Raw genomic sequence first — 14,733 nt, forward strand, 5'->3', positions numbered from 1 at the left:
TTACTGACTGCGTTTATGTCAGCGACGGCGGGTCAATCCGAGTTACTGACTGCGTTTATGTCAGAAATGGCCCGAAAAATGGCCTGAAAGTGTCATAAACTCGCACAGTTTCACGTGTGGAGTCCGTAATTTTTGGTGTCTGCTCAGTCATTATCTTGAGAATCAGACACACCTTTTGTCGGGTAACGTTCTTTTCACGCTGGAAGAAAAGGAACCGACCACATGATCAGAACAAGACAACTCTCGGCGGTCGTGCTCACCATTTCCATGTTGCTGGTGCTCGTAGGCTCTTTTGCGGGAATCACAGCAGGGCGTGCACAGGCGCAAGAGGCTGCGAGTACTATCTCGCCAACCATGGTGATTCTGGATGCTTCAGGGTCAATGCTTGCCGACGATGCGGGTGGCCAAACCCGAATGGAGGCAGCGAAGGACGCGACGAGTAAGTTCGCGGAATCTGTGTCAGAGGACTCCGAAATTGGGTTCATGGTCTACGGCACGGAAGTCGGCAATTCGCCGGAGGAGCGGGAAGCTGGCTGTCAGGACATCACCACGCTGCTGCCCGTGCAGGCTGGCAACTCGGCGAAGATTCCTGCTGAAGTAGGAAAGATCCAAGCCTCCGGTCACACCCCGATGGGGCCTGCGCTGCGTCAGGCTGCCGATGAGTTGCCGAAAGAAGGGCAACGTTCGATTGTGTTGGTCTCCGATGGTGAGGACACCTGTGCTCCGCCACCGGTGTGCGAGGTAGCAAAAGAACTCAAGCAGCAGGGCATTGATCTGGTCATCAACACAGTTGGTTTCCTCGTTGATGCGGGCGCACGTGCTGAACTGGAGTGCATTGCTGAGGCCACAGGCGGCGAGTACCTAGATGCCCAGGACTCCGATTCGCTGGCTGAGTCCATGAAGACGCTGGCGACTCGCACCGCACGCACCGCGCAGTCCAGCGCGCAAGAGATACAGGGCGGCGACGCTCCTACGAGCGCTACCCAGGTGCCTGCCGACGTGGAAACGTTCTCGACCAAGCTGCGGGAAAAGACTCCTGAGTCCGAGCGTAGCATCAGTAATCAGGAAGGCGACGGTGCTGAGTACTTCTCCGTCCCGGTCGCTGAGGGAGAGCGGCTTGCAATTAGTGCGGCCACGGTGCCGGGAGCGTCGTCAGGCGCGACTTTGATGGACCTAGATGTCCGCAGCTTCGCGCTCACTATGCATTTGGACGACAGCAGTTGCTTCCTTGCCAATGATTTCGGCAATGGCATCATCGACTCCAATGGCCCCTTTTTCGCATCGATAACAACCAAGCAGCCCGGAGGAGCGGAGGGGGACTGTAAGTCGGGCAATATGGTGTTCTCCGTGGCCCGAAAAGGAGGCCCCTTCGAAGGTCAGGACATTCCTGCAGAAGTAACCATCAAGCGTTTCGCCAACGAAAACCTGACTGATGTGCCGGAGGCGTTCCCGTCCGACAAGGAGAGCTTGAACCCTCCGCCCGCGACACCGGAAGCAGATCAGGCTAAGAAGGTCACCCCAGGTTCGTGGTTCGATGACGCCACGGAACTTACTGCCGACAACATCAGCAGCGTCACGGCCGACATTGTTCCTGGTGAGACGCACGTGTACAAGATCAAGTCCGAGTATGGGCAGCAGCTCCGCGGCGCCGTCAAACTCATTGACGCCCCAGAAGCGGACAAGCTTGCACAGATCTCCGGCCTGGATATCAAGACGCTGAATTCGGCACGCCAGCTCGCCGGTAGCGAGGAAAACCGTCCGGTAAATGAACACCAGATCGGCGAAGAGACAACATTTGGTAACTCGGCCCGGATTAACTACCGCAATCGGATCGGCGAAGATGGTGAAAAGTCGGGCGATTACGAGGCTGAAAGAGCGTGGCTGGATGGTGACCAGTACATCGTTGTCTTCTTCAACAACAGTTGGGGCGCCGGTAAATCCCACGATGTCGCGGATGTTCAAAACGTCCCGGTGACTTACCAGCTGACCACGGAGTTGGTCGGCGAGAAGATCCCGGGCCCAGCTTTTGAACAGGTCGCGCACAAGTCGCCAAGTAGCGAGGCCCAGACTAGTAGCCAGCAGAATCCGAAGGGCACCGAAGAAAACGAGGATGAAGGCTCTTCCAACATGATGTGGTTCTCTATTGGTGCAGTTCTGTTAGCTGTCGTCGTCGGCGCGGCAATCGCGTTGACTCGTAGGTAACGCTAGAGCGTCCAGTACACGCCGAATCGATCGGGCTTGACGACGGCTTCCGTGCCCTCGGCAACCTCAGCGCCTGTTAGGCCAAGCGCTTGGCAGGCGCTTTCGACCTCCTCGGCAGAATCGCTGGAGAGGCGCATCGCCACACCGTCGCCGAAGGTGAAATTGTGCATGCCCGGCGAGTCGAGCGTCATGAAATTCCCTGACCCGAAAAGCAGGTTGTAGACGGCAGTGGCGGCGGCAGCCTGTGGTTCGTCGCCTGTCCACATGAAGTAGGGAATAACGGCGGGATTCGCTGTCTTTGCGGCAGCGTCCGTGCTTGCAGCCCCGCTGGTTAAGGAATCAATCATCAGTTGCCAGTTGACCCCATTGCCGTCGACCAACCAGCCAAAGAGCGGCGAGAAATCGTAGCTGGTCAGGGGCATGAGCGTAGCACCACCGCTGATGGTTTCATCACCCGCCATCAGATGCTCCCACAGTCTGCGTAGCTGGTTTTCCTGACCAGGGGCAAATCGCACCATAAAAGACACAGCGGGGGTTAATCGGCGGTTCCCGTTCTCAATGAGTTCAAAGTCCATCCCGCCGATGGTGAGCGTGGTGGAGTTGGGCTTGATGTTGGAGTGAAAACCTTCGGCGTAAAACCGCGCAGCGGCGCGGGGGTCGTCGTTAAGCGCGATCACGGCCGAGATAGAAACAGTCATGAAAATGAGCCTAACGACGAGCGCCTAACCGCGCAGAGAACGCAGCGTTTGATCCTAGTCAGTGAAGAATCTTCATACGGCGATATCCCCAGTAACGCTGCGCTGATTAGGGGATTTCAGTTAGTGGCGTGGGCTCTGCTCGCGAACTAGGTCTGCAAATCTGTTGATGTAGTCGCGAACAAAGTCCTCAGTGCTTGACGACGTGAATTCTCCTTGTTCGTCAATGAGTGTTGGCGATTGTCCCAGGAAGACCTCTGGCTGACCGAGCATCGGCATGTCGAAGTACGACAGCGCGAGTCGCAAGTTCTTCTGAGAGCTATAACCTCCCATACGGCCGACGGAGTGGCTGATAATTCCCGCGGGCAGGTTCTTCCATGCCACATCACCGTTGGGCTTAGATCCGATGTCAACGGCATTCTTCAGAGCTGCAGGAATTGTGCGGTTGTTTTCTGGGGTGACAAATAGGATGCCATCGCTGGCTTTAATGGTTTCCCGGAAACTGGTGTATTCCGCGGGAGTCGCAATATCGGACACTGCGGGGTCGTCGTAGTCGAAGTTGTAGAGAGGGAGGTCACGAATCTCGACGATGTCGACTTTGAAGTCATCGGGGAAGTACGTGGCTGCCTTGAGTGCAATCTTTCGTGCATAGGAGGCTCGACGCAAGCTTCCTACCAGGATAGAAATCTGTGCAGTCATGCGAATGTTCCTTTCTTAGGATGTATGGGGAAAGACGTGGATTTAGAAATCCCAGTCTTCATCTGCGGTGTCTTCGGCTTTTCCGATGACATATGCGGAGCCGGAACCGGAGAAAAAGTCGTGGTTTTCATCTGACCCCGGGGTGAGGGCGGCGAGAATTTCGGGCTTGAAGGCGGTCTCTTCATGGTTAAACCGCTGCGGGTATCCCAAGTTCATGAGCGCTTTGTTGGCGTTGTATCGAATGAAGTTGGCAACGTCGTCGTAGAGCCCGAGTGGTTGGTATAGGGCTTCGGAGTACCTCAGTTCGAGCTGGTATAAATCATCGAGAAGCTCGAAGACGAAAGCCTTCATCTGCGTTTGCGTGGCGGTGTCGTAGGTTTCTACGCCTCGCTGGAATTTGTAGCCGGAGTAATAGCCGTGAACAGCTTTGTCACGCAGAATCAGGCGCACCATGTCGGCGGTATTGGTCAGGATGCCACGTGATGCGAAGTGCAGCGGGAGGTAGAAGCCGGCGTAGAGCGAGAAGGACGAAAGAAGCGTTGCTGCCGCCTTTCGCTTGAGTGGAACGTCGCCGTAATAGTGTTTGAGCACAGCTTTTGACCGAGCCTGCAGGATGTCATTGGCGACTGCCCATTGGTAGGCAGCGTCGATGTCAGGGGTATTGGATAGCGTAGAAAATACTGAAGAATAAGACTTTGCATGCACTGCTTGCATGAAAGCGATATTCGTGTAGACGGCCTCTTCATGTTCGGTGCGGGCATCTTGAATTTGGGAAATCTCCCCGACAGACGCCTGGACTGTGTCGAGCATGGTCAGTCCGGTGAATACCTTCATGGTCAGCTCGCGTTCTAGATCGGTGAGACGTCGCCAGTCTGCAAGGTCATTGGACAGCGGAACTTTTTCGGGCAGCCAAAAATTTGCTGTTAGGCGATTCCACACTTCGAGATCTTTGTCATCTTGCACTCGGTTCCAGTTGATTGGCCGAAGGCGGGCAGCTGGGTCCTTTCGAAAAGACGGTGGCGTAGTTGAATAGCTGTAGATGTTCAAGAAGTAGCGCTCCTCCAGAATTTTTCCAGGCCCTCTTTGACGTTTTCCACATCGTGGTCTGTCCCCAGTAGCTCATAGTGGTATAGCTCCGGAACCTGGCATTTTGCAGAAATGATGGCTCCGGCTATGCAAAAGTCGGTGCCGAAATTTGTGTTGCCCGAGGTGATGACACCGCGGATGAAACTCCTGTTGGTTTCGTCGTTGAGAAAAGCGATGACTTGCTTAGGTACCGCGCGGCGCCGACATCCGCCACCATAAGTCGGTGTGATCAGGACAAATGGGCTGCAAACGCGAATCATTCCGTCTTTTCGCGGATGTAACGGGATGCGTGCTGCTGGTTGAGCCAGCTTTTGGACGAACCGGTGAGTGTTTTCAGAAGCACTGGAGAAGTACACGATTCGGGGTGACTCCTCCGGTGGGAGTTCCGTGAAAGTCAGCGGCGTCTTCGATGATGAAGACACTCGATTACCTCCTATGTTCAATGGATTGAACATAGAATAGAGGAGTGAATGGGGTGTCAACAAGGCGTTGCCTACATGCGGTTGAAAAGTGCTTAGTCACGCAATTGCGAAGTAAAGCCGCGACTCTGCATTAACGGCGGAAAAACCCAGCAGCTGATTTTCAAGTCGGGAAAGTGGCGGGGTTGCCGGCCGGGGGGGGAGGAGGCGGTGTCTCTCGGAGGGGCTCCAGTCGTGCCCTGGGCAAAAGCACAACTGGGAAAACAAAAACGCCGCGCCTTGGAAAGACCCAGTCGATGAGGAGACTGGTTTTCCAAAACGCGGCGTTTTCTACAGCGCTTTCGCGTCAACTACTTCAGCGGGCGAACACTTCCGGTGAAGTGCGGACGCTTCTTCTTGCGATCCCACGCGACGATGTTGACTGCACGGCCGATGTTGGAGCTGCTATCAGTCAGGTTGTGAGCAGCACCTGCACCGTCACCGGTGTGGGTGAGTGCGACGTTGATGGTGGTCGGCAGAACGACCGGCGCACCGAAGGAAATCTGGAACTCGTACGACTGACCCGGCAGAACCTGTGCCTCAGCCAGTGCGCGGGAGGCGGTGTACATGCCGTGTGCAATCGCTGCTGGCATGCCCAGAGCCTTCGCGGAGACAGAGGTGATGTGAATCGGGTTCCAGTCACCGGAAACCTTGGCCCACTTGCGGCCGGTGTTGCCAGCCAGCTTCCACTGGGCAGTGGGGAAGGGGACCTTGAACTGCTCGCGCTTGATGGTCTCGGCGCCGGACTTGATGGCCTCACGCTGTGCCTGGACCTCTTCGAAGCCCTCCGCCTCCTTTAGGCGAACGCCCTTGGCCAGGTACACCGACTGCTCCTCGACCAAGGTGGCGCCGGATGTGGACGATGTAACAGTCGACTCCAGAACAACCTCAGTGCCCGAGCGGTGAGCGCGGAATGCGGCAACCTTCACCGCGATATCAACCTTGCCACCGAGTGTGACAGGCGAGATTTCGCGGTAGGTGTTCTCGGTGTGGACCAGGCCCATCATCGGCAGCGGGAAATCGTCCGCAGCCATTAGCTCCATCTGAATGGGCATGATTAGGGCGTGGATGTGGCCGAAGAACGCTTGCTCAGACTTCGGGGCGCCAACGACGTCGCGGAAGTCCTGGTCGCGGTCGGCATCGACAGTGACACCCTTGACCACTAGTTCATCGACCTTGATTTCGGTGGAGTTCGGGCGCTTCTTTGCCGAACCAGCAGCTGCCTTGGCGTAGAGCGGAACCAGATTGGGAATGGCGTCCAGGGTCTTAGCCATAAGTTTTCCTCTTTCCTCCTTATCGGGAGCCTATGCGGAAGTCACGACTTCGCTTAGGCGCCGACGATGTTCTGACCACAGACGCGCAGGACGTGGCCATTGACACCGAGCGCGCGGTCGGAGACCAGGAAGGCGATTGCCTGGGCGACATCGCCCGGCTGGCCGCCCTGCTGCAGCGAGTTCACGCGTCGAGCAACCTGGCGGTTGACGAACGGAATGGCAGCGGTCATGTCGGTCTCGATGAAGCCCGGAGCAACAGCGTTGATGTTGCCGCCGCGCTTAGCGAACTCCTCAGCGTAAGCCTCGACCATTGCGATAACACCGGCCTTGGAGGTGGCGTAGTTGGTCTGACCGCGGTTACCTGCGATACCGGAGGTGGAAGCCATGGTGGCAATACGCGGAGCCTTCTCGAAGGCCTTGTGGTTCAGCAGCTGCTCGTTCATCTTCAGCTGAGACTCGATATTGACGGCGATGACCGAGCCCCACTTGGCGTCGTCCATGTTGGCGAACATCTTGTCGCGGGTGATACCTGCGTTGTGGATGACGATGTCCAGGCGGCCGTAGCGGGCCACAGCAGCATCGGCAATGGCGTTGCCGGCGTCGTCGGCAGTGATGTCCTGCTGCAGAGCCAGGCCACCGAGCTCGTTGGCAACCTTGGACAGCGCCTCGCCAGCCTGCGGAACGTCGATGACGATGACCTCTGCGCCGTCAGCCTTGAGCTGACGAGCGATAGCGGCGCCGATACCACGGGCGGAACCGGTGACAGCGGCAACCTTGCCAGCCAGCGGCTTATCCCAGTCAGCTGGGATCTCACCAGCGTCGGAGGTGACGCGGAGGAACTGGCCGTCGATGAAGGCCGAGCGGCCGGAGAGGAAGAAGTGCAGGGAGGAAATCACGGACGGGGCGGTGACCGAGACACCCGGAGCAACGAGGATGCCGTTAGCGGTGGAGCCGCCACGAACCTCGTGGCCGAGGGAGCGAATCAGGCCCTCGATACCACCGGCGACAGCGTTCTCAGCAATCTCGGCCGGAGTTGCGTTGTGGTGAGCATCCTTGGCGCGGGAGACGGTGACGATGCGGCCGCCCTTGTCCAGCTTGCGCATGTGCTTTGCAGCAGCGAGCACTGGGCCCTGCAGTTCTGCCGGGCGCTTAGCCTCGGTGGCGACGAGGACAATGGCACCTATCTTGTCGTCAGCGGCGTTGCCACGACGAACTTGCAGGCCCCACTCTGTCAGCTGAGCTGCAACTGCGTCTGCATCTGCACCCTCGCCGGTGACGAGCACCTTGTCGTTGTTCAGCAGCGGACCGCCCGGCTTGTAGCGGCGCAGGAACGGTGGCTGTGGCAGGCCAGCGGCCTTAGCCAGTCCAGTGAGCGGACCACCGTTGACGAGTTCCTGGTACTTATCGGTCATGGAAAATTCTCCTTGAAAGTAAAAGTGTCTTTATCGGTGGTGCGCTTTTAGACGCGAGCCTCGAGAACTGCGACAACACCCTGGCCGCCCGCAGCACAGACGGAGATCAGGCCGCGAGTGGTCTTGCCGGTCTCATCTGCCTTCTGGCGCAGCATCTTGGCGAGGGCTGCCACAATGCGGCCGCCGGTAGCGGCGAATGGGTGGCCGGCTGCCAGGGAAGAGCCCTTGACGTTGAGCTTCTCGCGCGGAATGGAGCCCAGCGGGCCTTCCAGTCCGAGCTTGGTGCGGCAGAACTCCTCGTCCTCCCATGCCTTCATGGTGGACAGAACGGTGCCGGCGAAAGCCTCGTGGATCTCGAAGAATTCGAAGTCGTCGAAGGTCCAGCCGTTGCGGGCCAGCAGGCGCGGGGTGGCGTAAGCCGGAGCCATCAGCAGACCCTCGTCGCCGTGGACAAAGTCAACTGCGGCTGCCTCGGAATCGACGACGTCGGCAAGCACGGGCAGACCGCGCTCAGCGGCCCACTCCGGGGTGGAGACGAGGACGGCAGAGGCGCCGTCGGTAAGCGGAGTGGAGTTACCGGCGGTCATGGTCGGCTCTGCTTCCAGGCCGCGGCCGAAGACTGGCTTGAGCTTGGCCAGCTTCTCCGGGGTGGAGTCCGGGCGCATGTTGGTGTCACGGGAAACGCCCTTGTACGGGGTGACGAGGTCAGTGAAGAAGCCCTCGTCGTAAGCGTTTGCCATGTTTTGGTGGGAAGCGGCGGCGAGCTCATCCTGCTCAGCTCGGGTAACGCCCCACTTGGCGGTGGTGATGGCCTGGTGCTCACCCATGGACAGGCCAGTGCGCGGCTCGCCGGTCGACGGAGTGTCCGGAGCCAGGTCGGACGGACGAGCCTTCAGGAAGACCTTTGCCATGTCCAGAGTGGACTTCTGGCGGCTGGCCTCCAGCAGGATCTTGCGCAGACGGTCGTTGACAGCAATCGGAGCGTCGGAGGTGGTGTCCACACCGCCGGCGATAGCGGAGTCAATCTGACCCAGCTTAATCATGTTGGAGACAGAGTTGAGGGCCTCCATGCCGGTGGCACATGCCATCTGAATGTCGAAAGCCGGGGTGTCCGGCGCCAGTGCGGAGCCGAGGACACACTCACGGGTGAGGTTAAAGTCACGGGAGTGCTTCAGCACAGCGCCGGCGGAGACTGCACCGAGGCGTTCGCCGCCGATACCGAAGCGGGCGACGAGACCGTCGATTGCAGCGGTCAGCATGTCCTGGTTCGACTCGTTAGCGTATTCCTTATTAGAACGAGCGAACGGAATGCGGTTACCGCCGACGACGACTGCGCGGCGCAGAGAGTTATTGTTGGCCTGAGCTGCCATGTGATTGTTCCCTTCAAAATCCTTGAAGTGTGACGTGAATTACTAAATTTAGACAATACTGGTATCGGTGTTTTCTGTCACGTTTTTAGAAATATTTTTGCCCAGTCATCTACCGGGCGGGGGAGGTGAGGGGTAAACACCGTCGTTTACCTGTGAAAAATTCGATGGGCAGCAGTCCGGAATCTCAAAATTTTTCCCGCTTGACGACGGTAATTGCGTCAATCCCCACTAGTTGGGGTGGTGGCCGGAGGTATCAATAGAGTGCAAAGGCGTATAGGGGTTTAGACTTTATCGCCATGCGACCTGAACTTTCCTCGTATAACCATCTTTCCGCGGGCAAGGTCCGGGAAATCTACGAGATTGACCCTGAGACTCTGCTGCTTGTGGTCAGTGACCGTATTTCTGCCTTCGACCACATTCTGGAGACCCCGATTCCTGACAAGGGTCGAGTGCTCACCGCGATGAGCGTGTTCTTCTTCGACGAGATCGACTTTCCGAACCATATGGCTGGCCCGGCTGACGATGAGCGCATTCCGGAAGAGTGCCTCGGCCGTGCGCTGGTGTGCAAGAAGCTGGACATGCTGCCATTCGAGTGTGTCGCACGTGGCTACCTAACCGGCTCGGGTCTCGTCGAGTACAAGGAAAACGGCACTGTCTGTGGCATTGAGCTGCCAGAGGGCCTCGTCGAGGGCTCCAAGTTGCCAGAACCGATTTTCACCCCGGCCACCAAGGCCGAACTGGGCGAGCACGACGAGAATGTCTCCTTCGACGCCGTTGTGGAGTCCCTGGGGCAGAAGCGTGCCGAAGAACTGCGCGATGCCACCCTGCGTATCTACACCCAGGCTGCTGAACTGGCTGCTAAGCGCGGCATCATCCTGGCCGACACCAAGTTCGAGTTCGGTCTCGACTCCGACGGCAACCTGGTGCTGGCCGACGAGGTTCTCACCCCGGACTCCTCCCGCTACTGGCCAGCCGACTCCTACCAGGAGGGTTCGGTTAACCCGAGCTTCGACAAGCAGTACGTCCGAAACTGGCTGACCTGCTCCAAGTCCGGCTGGAAGAAGGACGAGGGCACTCCGCCGCCGGCGCTGCCGGGTAGTGTTGTGGAAGCAACTCGCGAGCGGTACGTCGAGGCCTACGAACGACTGTCGGGCCGCCGCTTCTCGGACTGGATTGGAGAACCTGCGTGAGCGAAGTGACCTTGGACTCGGCATCCGTCGGCAAGCCTGCAGCAAAGGATTTGCCTGCACCCCGTGCACAACGGAAGCCGGTGACTCGGTCCTTCCACGGAAGGTACTTCACCGATAACTTCGAGTGGCTCCGCGATAAGGAAAACCCCGAGGTTATCGAATACCTAGAGGCTGAAAATGCCTATACGGAGGCTTTTACCTCCGATCTTGATGGCACCGCGGACGCGATTTTTAAGGAGATCAAGTCGCGCGTGCAGGAGACCGACATGTCGGTCCCAACTCGCCTTAATGGCTGGTGGTACTACTCACGCACGCAGGAGGGCAAGTCTTACGGGATGAGCTGTCGCGTGCGTGCGGAGGCCGGTGACGGTCTTGCCGCGTGGACGCCACCGACCATTGCGGACGACTCCCCGGCACCAGGAGAACAGGTCATCCTGGATGCCAACGAGCTGGCCGAAGGCCACGACTTCTTCGCTCTTGGCGCAGCGAGCGTCTCCGCGGACGGCAATCTGCTGGCCTACTCCACCGACGTCACAGGCGACGAGCGCTACACGCTGCGCGTAAAGGATTTGCGCACGGGCGAACTGCTTGACGACGAAATTGCGGGCATCGCCGCAGGTGCTACCTGGGTTGGCTCGGAATGGATCTTCTATCAGAAGGTCGACGAAGCCTGGCGGCCGGATTCCGTGTGGCGTCACCGCGTGGGCACCTCCACCGAGGATGACGTCTGTGTCTTCCATGAGCCCGATGAGGCCTACTGGGTCGGAGTCGGTACGGTACGCAGCGAAAAGTACCTGATTATTGAGAGCTCCTCGAAGATTACCTCTGAGGTCTGGTACCTGGACGCCAGTGACCCGACCAGTGAGTTCACCTGCGTGCGCCCGCGCGAGTCCGGTGTTGAATACGACATCGACCACGCCGTCATTAGTGGCCAGGATATGTGGCTGATTACACACAATATGACTGGCTCGAACTTCGCACTGGCCATGGTGCCGGTGGGGTCTTTCGACAGTATTTCGGATCTCACTGAGCTGGTTGCTCACCGCGATGACGTCCGTGTTGAGGGCGTTGACTGCTTCGCTGGGCACATCGCGTTTGGATACCGTCGCGGCGGTATTGGTCGTGTGGCGCTGGCGGTATTGGCACAGGAAGAGGATGGTGCTGGCCCCGCTGAGACGGGCGATGCTGCCGACCCAGTGCCAGCCTCCGCTGTGAACTTCGTCGAGCTCGAATTCGACGAAGAGCTCTACTCCGCAGGCACTACCGGCAACGCTGAATGGGACACCCCGGTGTTGCGCTACGCCTACGGCTCCTTCACCACGCCGTCGCAGCTCTGGCAGATTGATATTGCCTCGGGCAAGCGGGTGCTGCTCAAGGAGCAGAAGATTCGCGGGGAGTTTAATCGCGGTGATTACGTCGCCAAGCGTGAATGGGTGAGTGCAAGCGATGGTGCCCAGATTCCGGTGTCGATTATTTACCGCGCGGATTTGGATTTGGATGCGCCGAATCCGACGCTGCTCTACGGCTACGGTTCCTACGAATCCTCGATGGATCCGGGCTTTTCCATCGCCCGGCTGTCGCTGCTGGATCGTGGGATGATCTTTGTCATTGCACACGTCCGCGGTGGTGGCGAGATGGGCCGTGGCTGGTGGGAGAACGGTCGCGCAACCACGAAGAAGAACACATTCACTGACTTCGTCGCCGTCGCTGACTACCTGCTGGATTCTGGGTGGACCACACGCGAGCAGCTGGTAGCACTCGGCGGTTCGGCGGGCGGCATGCTGATGGGCGTGGTCGCAAACATTGCTGGCGATAGGTTCGCGGGCATTCAGGCCGTGGTCCCGTTTGTCGACTGCCTGACATCCATGCTGATGCCAGAGCTGCCGCTGACCGTGGTGGAGTGGGATGAGTGGGGCGATCCCTACCACGACCCGGAGGTCTACGACTACATGGCCTCCTACGCGCCGTACGAGAACATCTCGGCCGATGCGAAGTACCCGAAGATTCTCGCGACTACTAGTTTGAACGACACTCGCGTGCTCTACGTGGAGCCGGCAAAGTGGATTGCCAAGCTGCGCGAAGTTGTCGGAGGTCAGCCGGGGCAGTTCCTGCTCAAGACCGAGATGTCCGCTGGTCACGGTGGTGTTTCCGGCCGTTACGAACGCTGGCGTCAGACTGCCTTCGAGTATGCCTGGATTGTCCACACTGCTGGTGCGGTGGAGTAACGGCATGGATATGCGCACGCTGCTGGCAGCGCAGGGTTTTGACACCGATTCGCTTTCCGACGATCAGTTGGCCGTCTACCACACGCTTTTTCGGCGGCGGGATGTCCGCCGCGAATTCGCCGGAGAAAAGTTGGACAGGGAGCGATTGATGCGCGTGTTGGCGGCCGCTCACGCCGCTCCTTCGGTGGGGCTGTCCCAACCATGGGACTTTCATATCATTCAGAGCCCGGACCGCCTGCGGCAGTTTGCCGACCACGTAGCCGGACGCCGCGCTGAATTCGCGGCCAAGCTCGAAGGCGAGCGGCGTGAGACCTTCAATCCGATTCAGATTGAAGGAATTGTGGACTCGGGAACGGGCATCGTCGTCACCTATGACCCGACCCGTGGCGGCAAGAACATTCTCGGCCGCGACACCGTCGATGACACCGGGTTAATGTCAGTCGCGCTGGCTATTCAGAATCTGTGGCTGGCTGCTACGGCAGAGGGGCTCGGCGTCGGTTGGGTCAGTTTCTACCATGAGGATTTCCTGGCCAACTTTGTCGGTGTCGAGGCGCCCGTGCGGCCGGTGGCCTGGCTGTGCATTGGTCCGGTAACGCACCTGGCCGCGGAGCGTGACTTGGAGAAGTTTGGTTGGCGCAAGGGTTTGGCGCTCGATGAGGTTGTGCACTGGGGATAATCTGAACTCTTACTTGAAAGGCCTCTGAGTATTCTCCAAGCTTTGTCCTCTCCGTTACCAAAAATTTACATACGCCTGTTTTTGTTGAATCCATGGCAGGCAGTGGGGTGCAAGAACAGATTCGGACGACAGACCAGGTCGTTCGTCCAGCGGGCAAAGAGCTCGTAACTGTTGACGGTGGTGTGGTCGGTTCGCCGCTTTTGGTGTCGGTGTCGGGTTTGCGCGATGGCACATTGCTCGATGTCGCTCGTTTCGTGGCAGCGATGGAACAGCGCGGTATTACGCCGTCTCTGCTGGTAGCGCCGCATGCGGGTAAGAACTGGTCGTTGCGGGAAGCTCCGGCGGTGCTGGATTGGCTCCGCCGTCGTAGCGATGACGGCATCGAGATTGTTCTCGCGGGGTTCGATCAGTCGGTTCGAGGCCGAGGCGCGGAATTTGCGTCGTTGAGCGAACATGAAGCGCGCTTGCGCCTGATTGCCGCAACGCGCCAGATGCGTGCGATGGGTTTTGAGACGGATGTCTTTGCACCGCCGAAGTGGACCATGTCGCCAGAGACCATGAACGTGTTGCCGGAGCTGGGCTTCCGTGTTGCAGCGGACCGAAATGGGGTCCGCGACCTGATCACTGGTGCTGTTGATCCAACTCGCGTGCTGGCTATCGGCGAGGGCTTCGGCGGCGCCGGTTGGTGGCGCCGCGCGGTGCGCTCCTCAGTGCAGCGCTCGCTGGAGAAGGGCCGCGCGGTGCGTATCTCCGTTAACGCTTCGAAACTGCGGGAGCACAAGCTGCGCCAGGATGTTGTCGGCATCATTGACCAGGCGGTCGATGGGGGTGCGCAGCCGGTCAACCACTCTTCGGTGCCGCTGGGCCGCGAGTTCTTTGAAGGCATGGAGCAGGTCGGCTAGTCGTCACCTCTGACGGCTATCGTGGGACTGCCCTAGTGTGGGGTTTATGAGCAATCTCTTCGACATCCCAGTGACCACTATCGACGGTAACGAAGCAGCGATGAACGACTGGGCAGGCCACGTTCTGCTTATCGTCAACACCGCCTCGGAGTGCGGTTTCACGGATCAGTACGACGATCTGCAAGGACTTTTCGACGAACTCGCACCCCGAGGCTTCTTCGTCCTCGGCTTCCCCTGCAACCAGTTCGGCGGGCAAGAGCCCGGCAGTGCCGAGGAAATCAAGCAGTTCTGCCAGCGCGAATTCGGCGTTACCTTCCCGCTCTTCCAAAAGACGGAGGTCAACGGCGACAGCGCTCACCCACTCTACAAGCTGCTGAAGGAAACCCCGGACGCCGACGGCGAGGCTGGGGACGTGAAGTGGAACTTCGAAAAGTTTGTTATCTCGCCCGAGGGGGAGGTCATCGGCCGTTTCCGGTCCAAGGTTTCGCCTGACGACGACGCTCTGCGCGACCTCATTGAGGAAAATCTGCCTATTTAAACTTGG

General features: G+C 58.7%; 13 protein-coding genes. 6 read left to right on the top strand and 7 right to left on the bottom strand.

The genetic code is table 11. The annotated features are described in order from the left end of the window. The first annotated feature begins 222 nt into the window (after nt 1–222). Complete coding sequence (locus HMPREF2847_RS06515) at nt 223–2,202, top strand: vWA domain-containing protein (protein WP_070851890.1); 1,980 nt, start codon at nt 223–225, stop codon at nt 2,200–2,202. 2 nt (nt 2,203–2,204) lie between these two features. On the opposite strand, the gene HMPREF2847_RS06520 is transcribed toward HMPREF2847_RS06515, so the two are convergent. From HMPREF2847_RS06520 to HMPREF2847_RS06550, 7 genes are all read right to left on the bottom strand, one after another. Continuing rightward, on the bottom strand, nt 2,205–2,900 hold the full coding sequence (locus HMPREF2847_RS06520) for a VOC family protein (protein WP_070851891.1): 696 nt from the start codon (nt 2,898–2,900) through the stop codon (nt 2,205–2,207). A gap of 120 nt (nt 2,901–3,020) precedes the next feature. Continuing rightward, nucleotides 3,021–3,596 carry an NADPH-dependent FMN reductase gene (locus tag HMPREF2847_RS06525; protein ID WP_016421405.1) on the bottom strand — a complete coding sequence of 192 codons (576 nt, stop codon included), beginning with the start codon at nt 3,594–3,596 and terminating at the stop codon, nt 3,021–3,023. Between the two features lie 42 nt (nt 3,597–3,638). Beyond that, on the bottom strand, nt 3,639–4,643 hold the full coding sequence (gene nrdF / locus HMPREF2847_RS06530) for a class 1b ribonucleoside-diphosphate reductase subunit beta (RefSeq protein WP_080971523.1): 1,005 nt from the start codon (nt 4,641–4,643) through the stop codon (nt 3,639–3,641). Further along, nucleotides 4,640–5,104 (bottom strand): class Ib ribonucleoside-diphosphate reductase assembly flavoprotein NrdI, encoded by a 465-nt coding sequence (gene nrdI, locus HMPREF2847_RS06535; protein WP_080971522.1) that lies wholly within the window; start codon nt 5,102–5,104, stop codon nt 4,640–4,642. Before nrdI ends, nrdF begins: the two co-directional genes overlap by 4 nt. 347 nt (nt 5,105–5,451) lie before the next feature. Continuing rightward, entirely contained in the window at nt 5,452–6,414 is a 963-nt protein-coding gene (locus HMPREF2847_RS06540; protein ID WP_070851892.1) for a MaoC/PaaZ C-terminal domain-containing protein, read from the bottom strand. Nucleotides 6,415–6,467: 53 nt separating this feature from the next. After that, complete coding sequence (locus HMPREF2847_RS06545; RefSeq protein ID WP_070851893.1) at nt 6,468–7,826, bottom strand: 3-oxoacyl-ACP reductase; 1,359 nt, start codon at nt 7,824–7,826, stop codon at nt 6,468–6,470. Nucleotides 7,827–7,873: 47 nt separating this feature from the next. Further along, a complete protein-coding gene (locus tag HMPREF2847_RS06550; protein WP_070851894.1) occupies nt 7,874–9,196 on the bottom strand; it encodes an acetyl-CoA C-acetyltransferase in 1,323 nt (440 codons plus the stop codon). Nucleotides 9,197–9,492: 296 nt separating this feature from the next. On the opposite strand from HMPREF2847_RS06550, the gene HMPREF2847_RS06555 reads away from it, so the two are divergent. The 5 genes from HMPREF2847_RS06555 to HMPREF2847_RS06575 all read left to right on the top strand — a co-directional run bounded on the left by HMPREF2847_RS06555 (nt 9,493) and on the right by HMPREF2847_RS06575 (nt 14,727). Further along, nucleotides 9,493–10,386, top strand: a complete 894-nt coding sequence (locus tag HMPREF2847_RS06555) for a phosphoribosylaminoimidazolesuccinocarboxamide synthase (protein WP_038626496.1) — start codon at nt 9,493–9,495, stop codon at nt 10,384–10,386. A 5-nt stretch (nt 10,387–10,391) separates the two neighbouring features. Further along, nucleotides 10,392–12,611 carry a S9 family peptidase gene (locus HMPREF2847_RS06560; protein ID WP_370523128.1) on the top strand — a complete coding sequence of 740 codons (2,220 nt, stop codon included), beginning with the start codon at nt 10,392–10,394 and terminating at the stop codon, nt 12,609–12,611. 4 nt (nt 12,612–12,615) lie between these two features. Then, nucleotides 12,616–13,287 carry a 5,6-dimethylbenzimidazole synthase gene (gene bluB, locus HMPREF2847_RS06565; protein ID WP_070851895.1) on the top strand — a complete coding sequence of 224 codons (672 nt, stop codon included), beginning with the start codon at nt 12,616–12,618 and terminating at the stop codon, nt 13,285–13,287. A 92-nt stretch (nt 13,288–13,379) separates the two neighbouring features. Further along, nucleotides 13,380–14,189, top strand: coding sequence for a polysaccharide deacetylase family protein (locus HMPREF2847_RS06570; protein WP_222866949.1), 810 nt, complete (start codon nt 13,380–13,382; stop codon nt 14,187–14,189). Between the two features lie 46 nt (nt 14,190–14,235). Continuing rightward, complete coding sequence (locus tag HMPREF2847_RS06575; RefSeq protein ID WP_070840989.1) at nt 14,236–14,727, top strand: glutathione peroxidase; 492 nt, start codon at nt 14,236–14,238, stop codon at nt 14,725–14,727. The last annotated feature ends 6 nt before the right edge of the window (nt 14,728–14,733 follow it).

This window comes from Corynebacterium sp. HMSC074C03 (assembly GCF_001838285.1).
In the GTDB taxonomy this organism is placed as follows: Bacteria; Actinomycetota; Actinomycetes; order Mycobacteriales; family Mycobacteriaceae; genus Corynebacterium; species Corynebacterium amycolatum.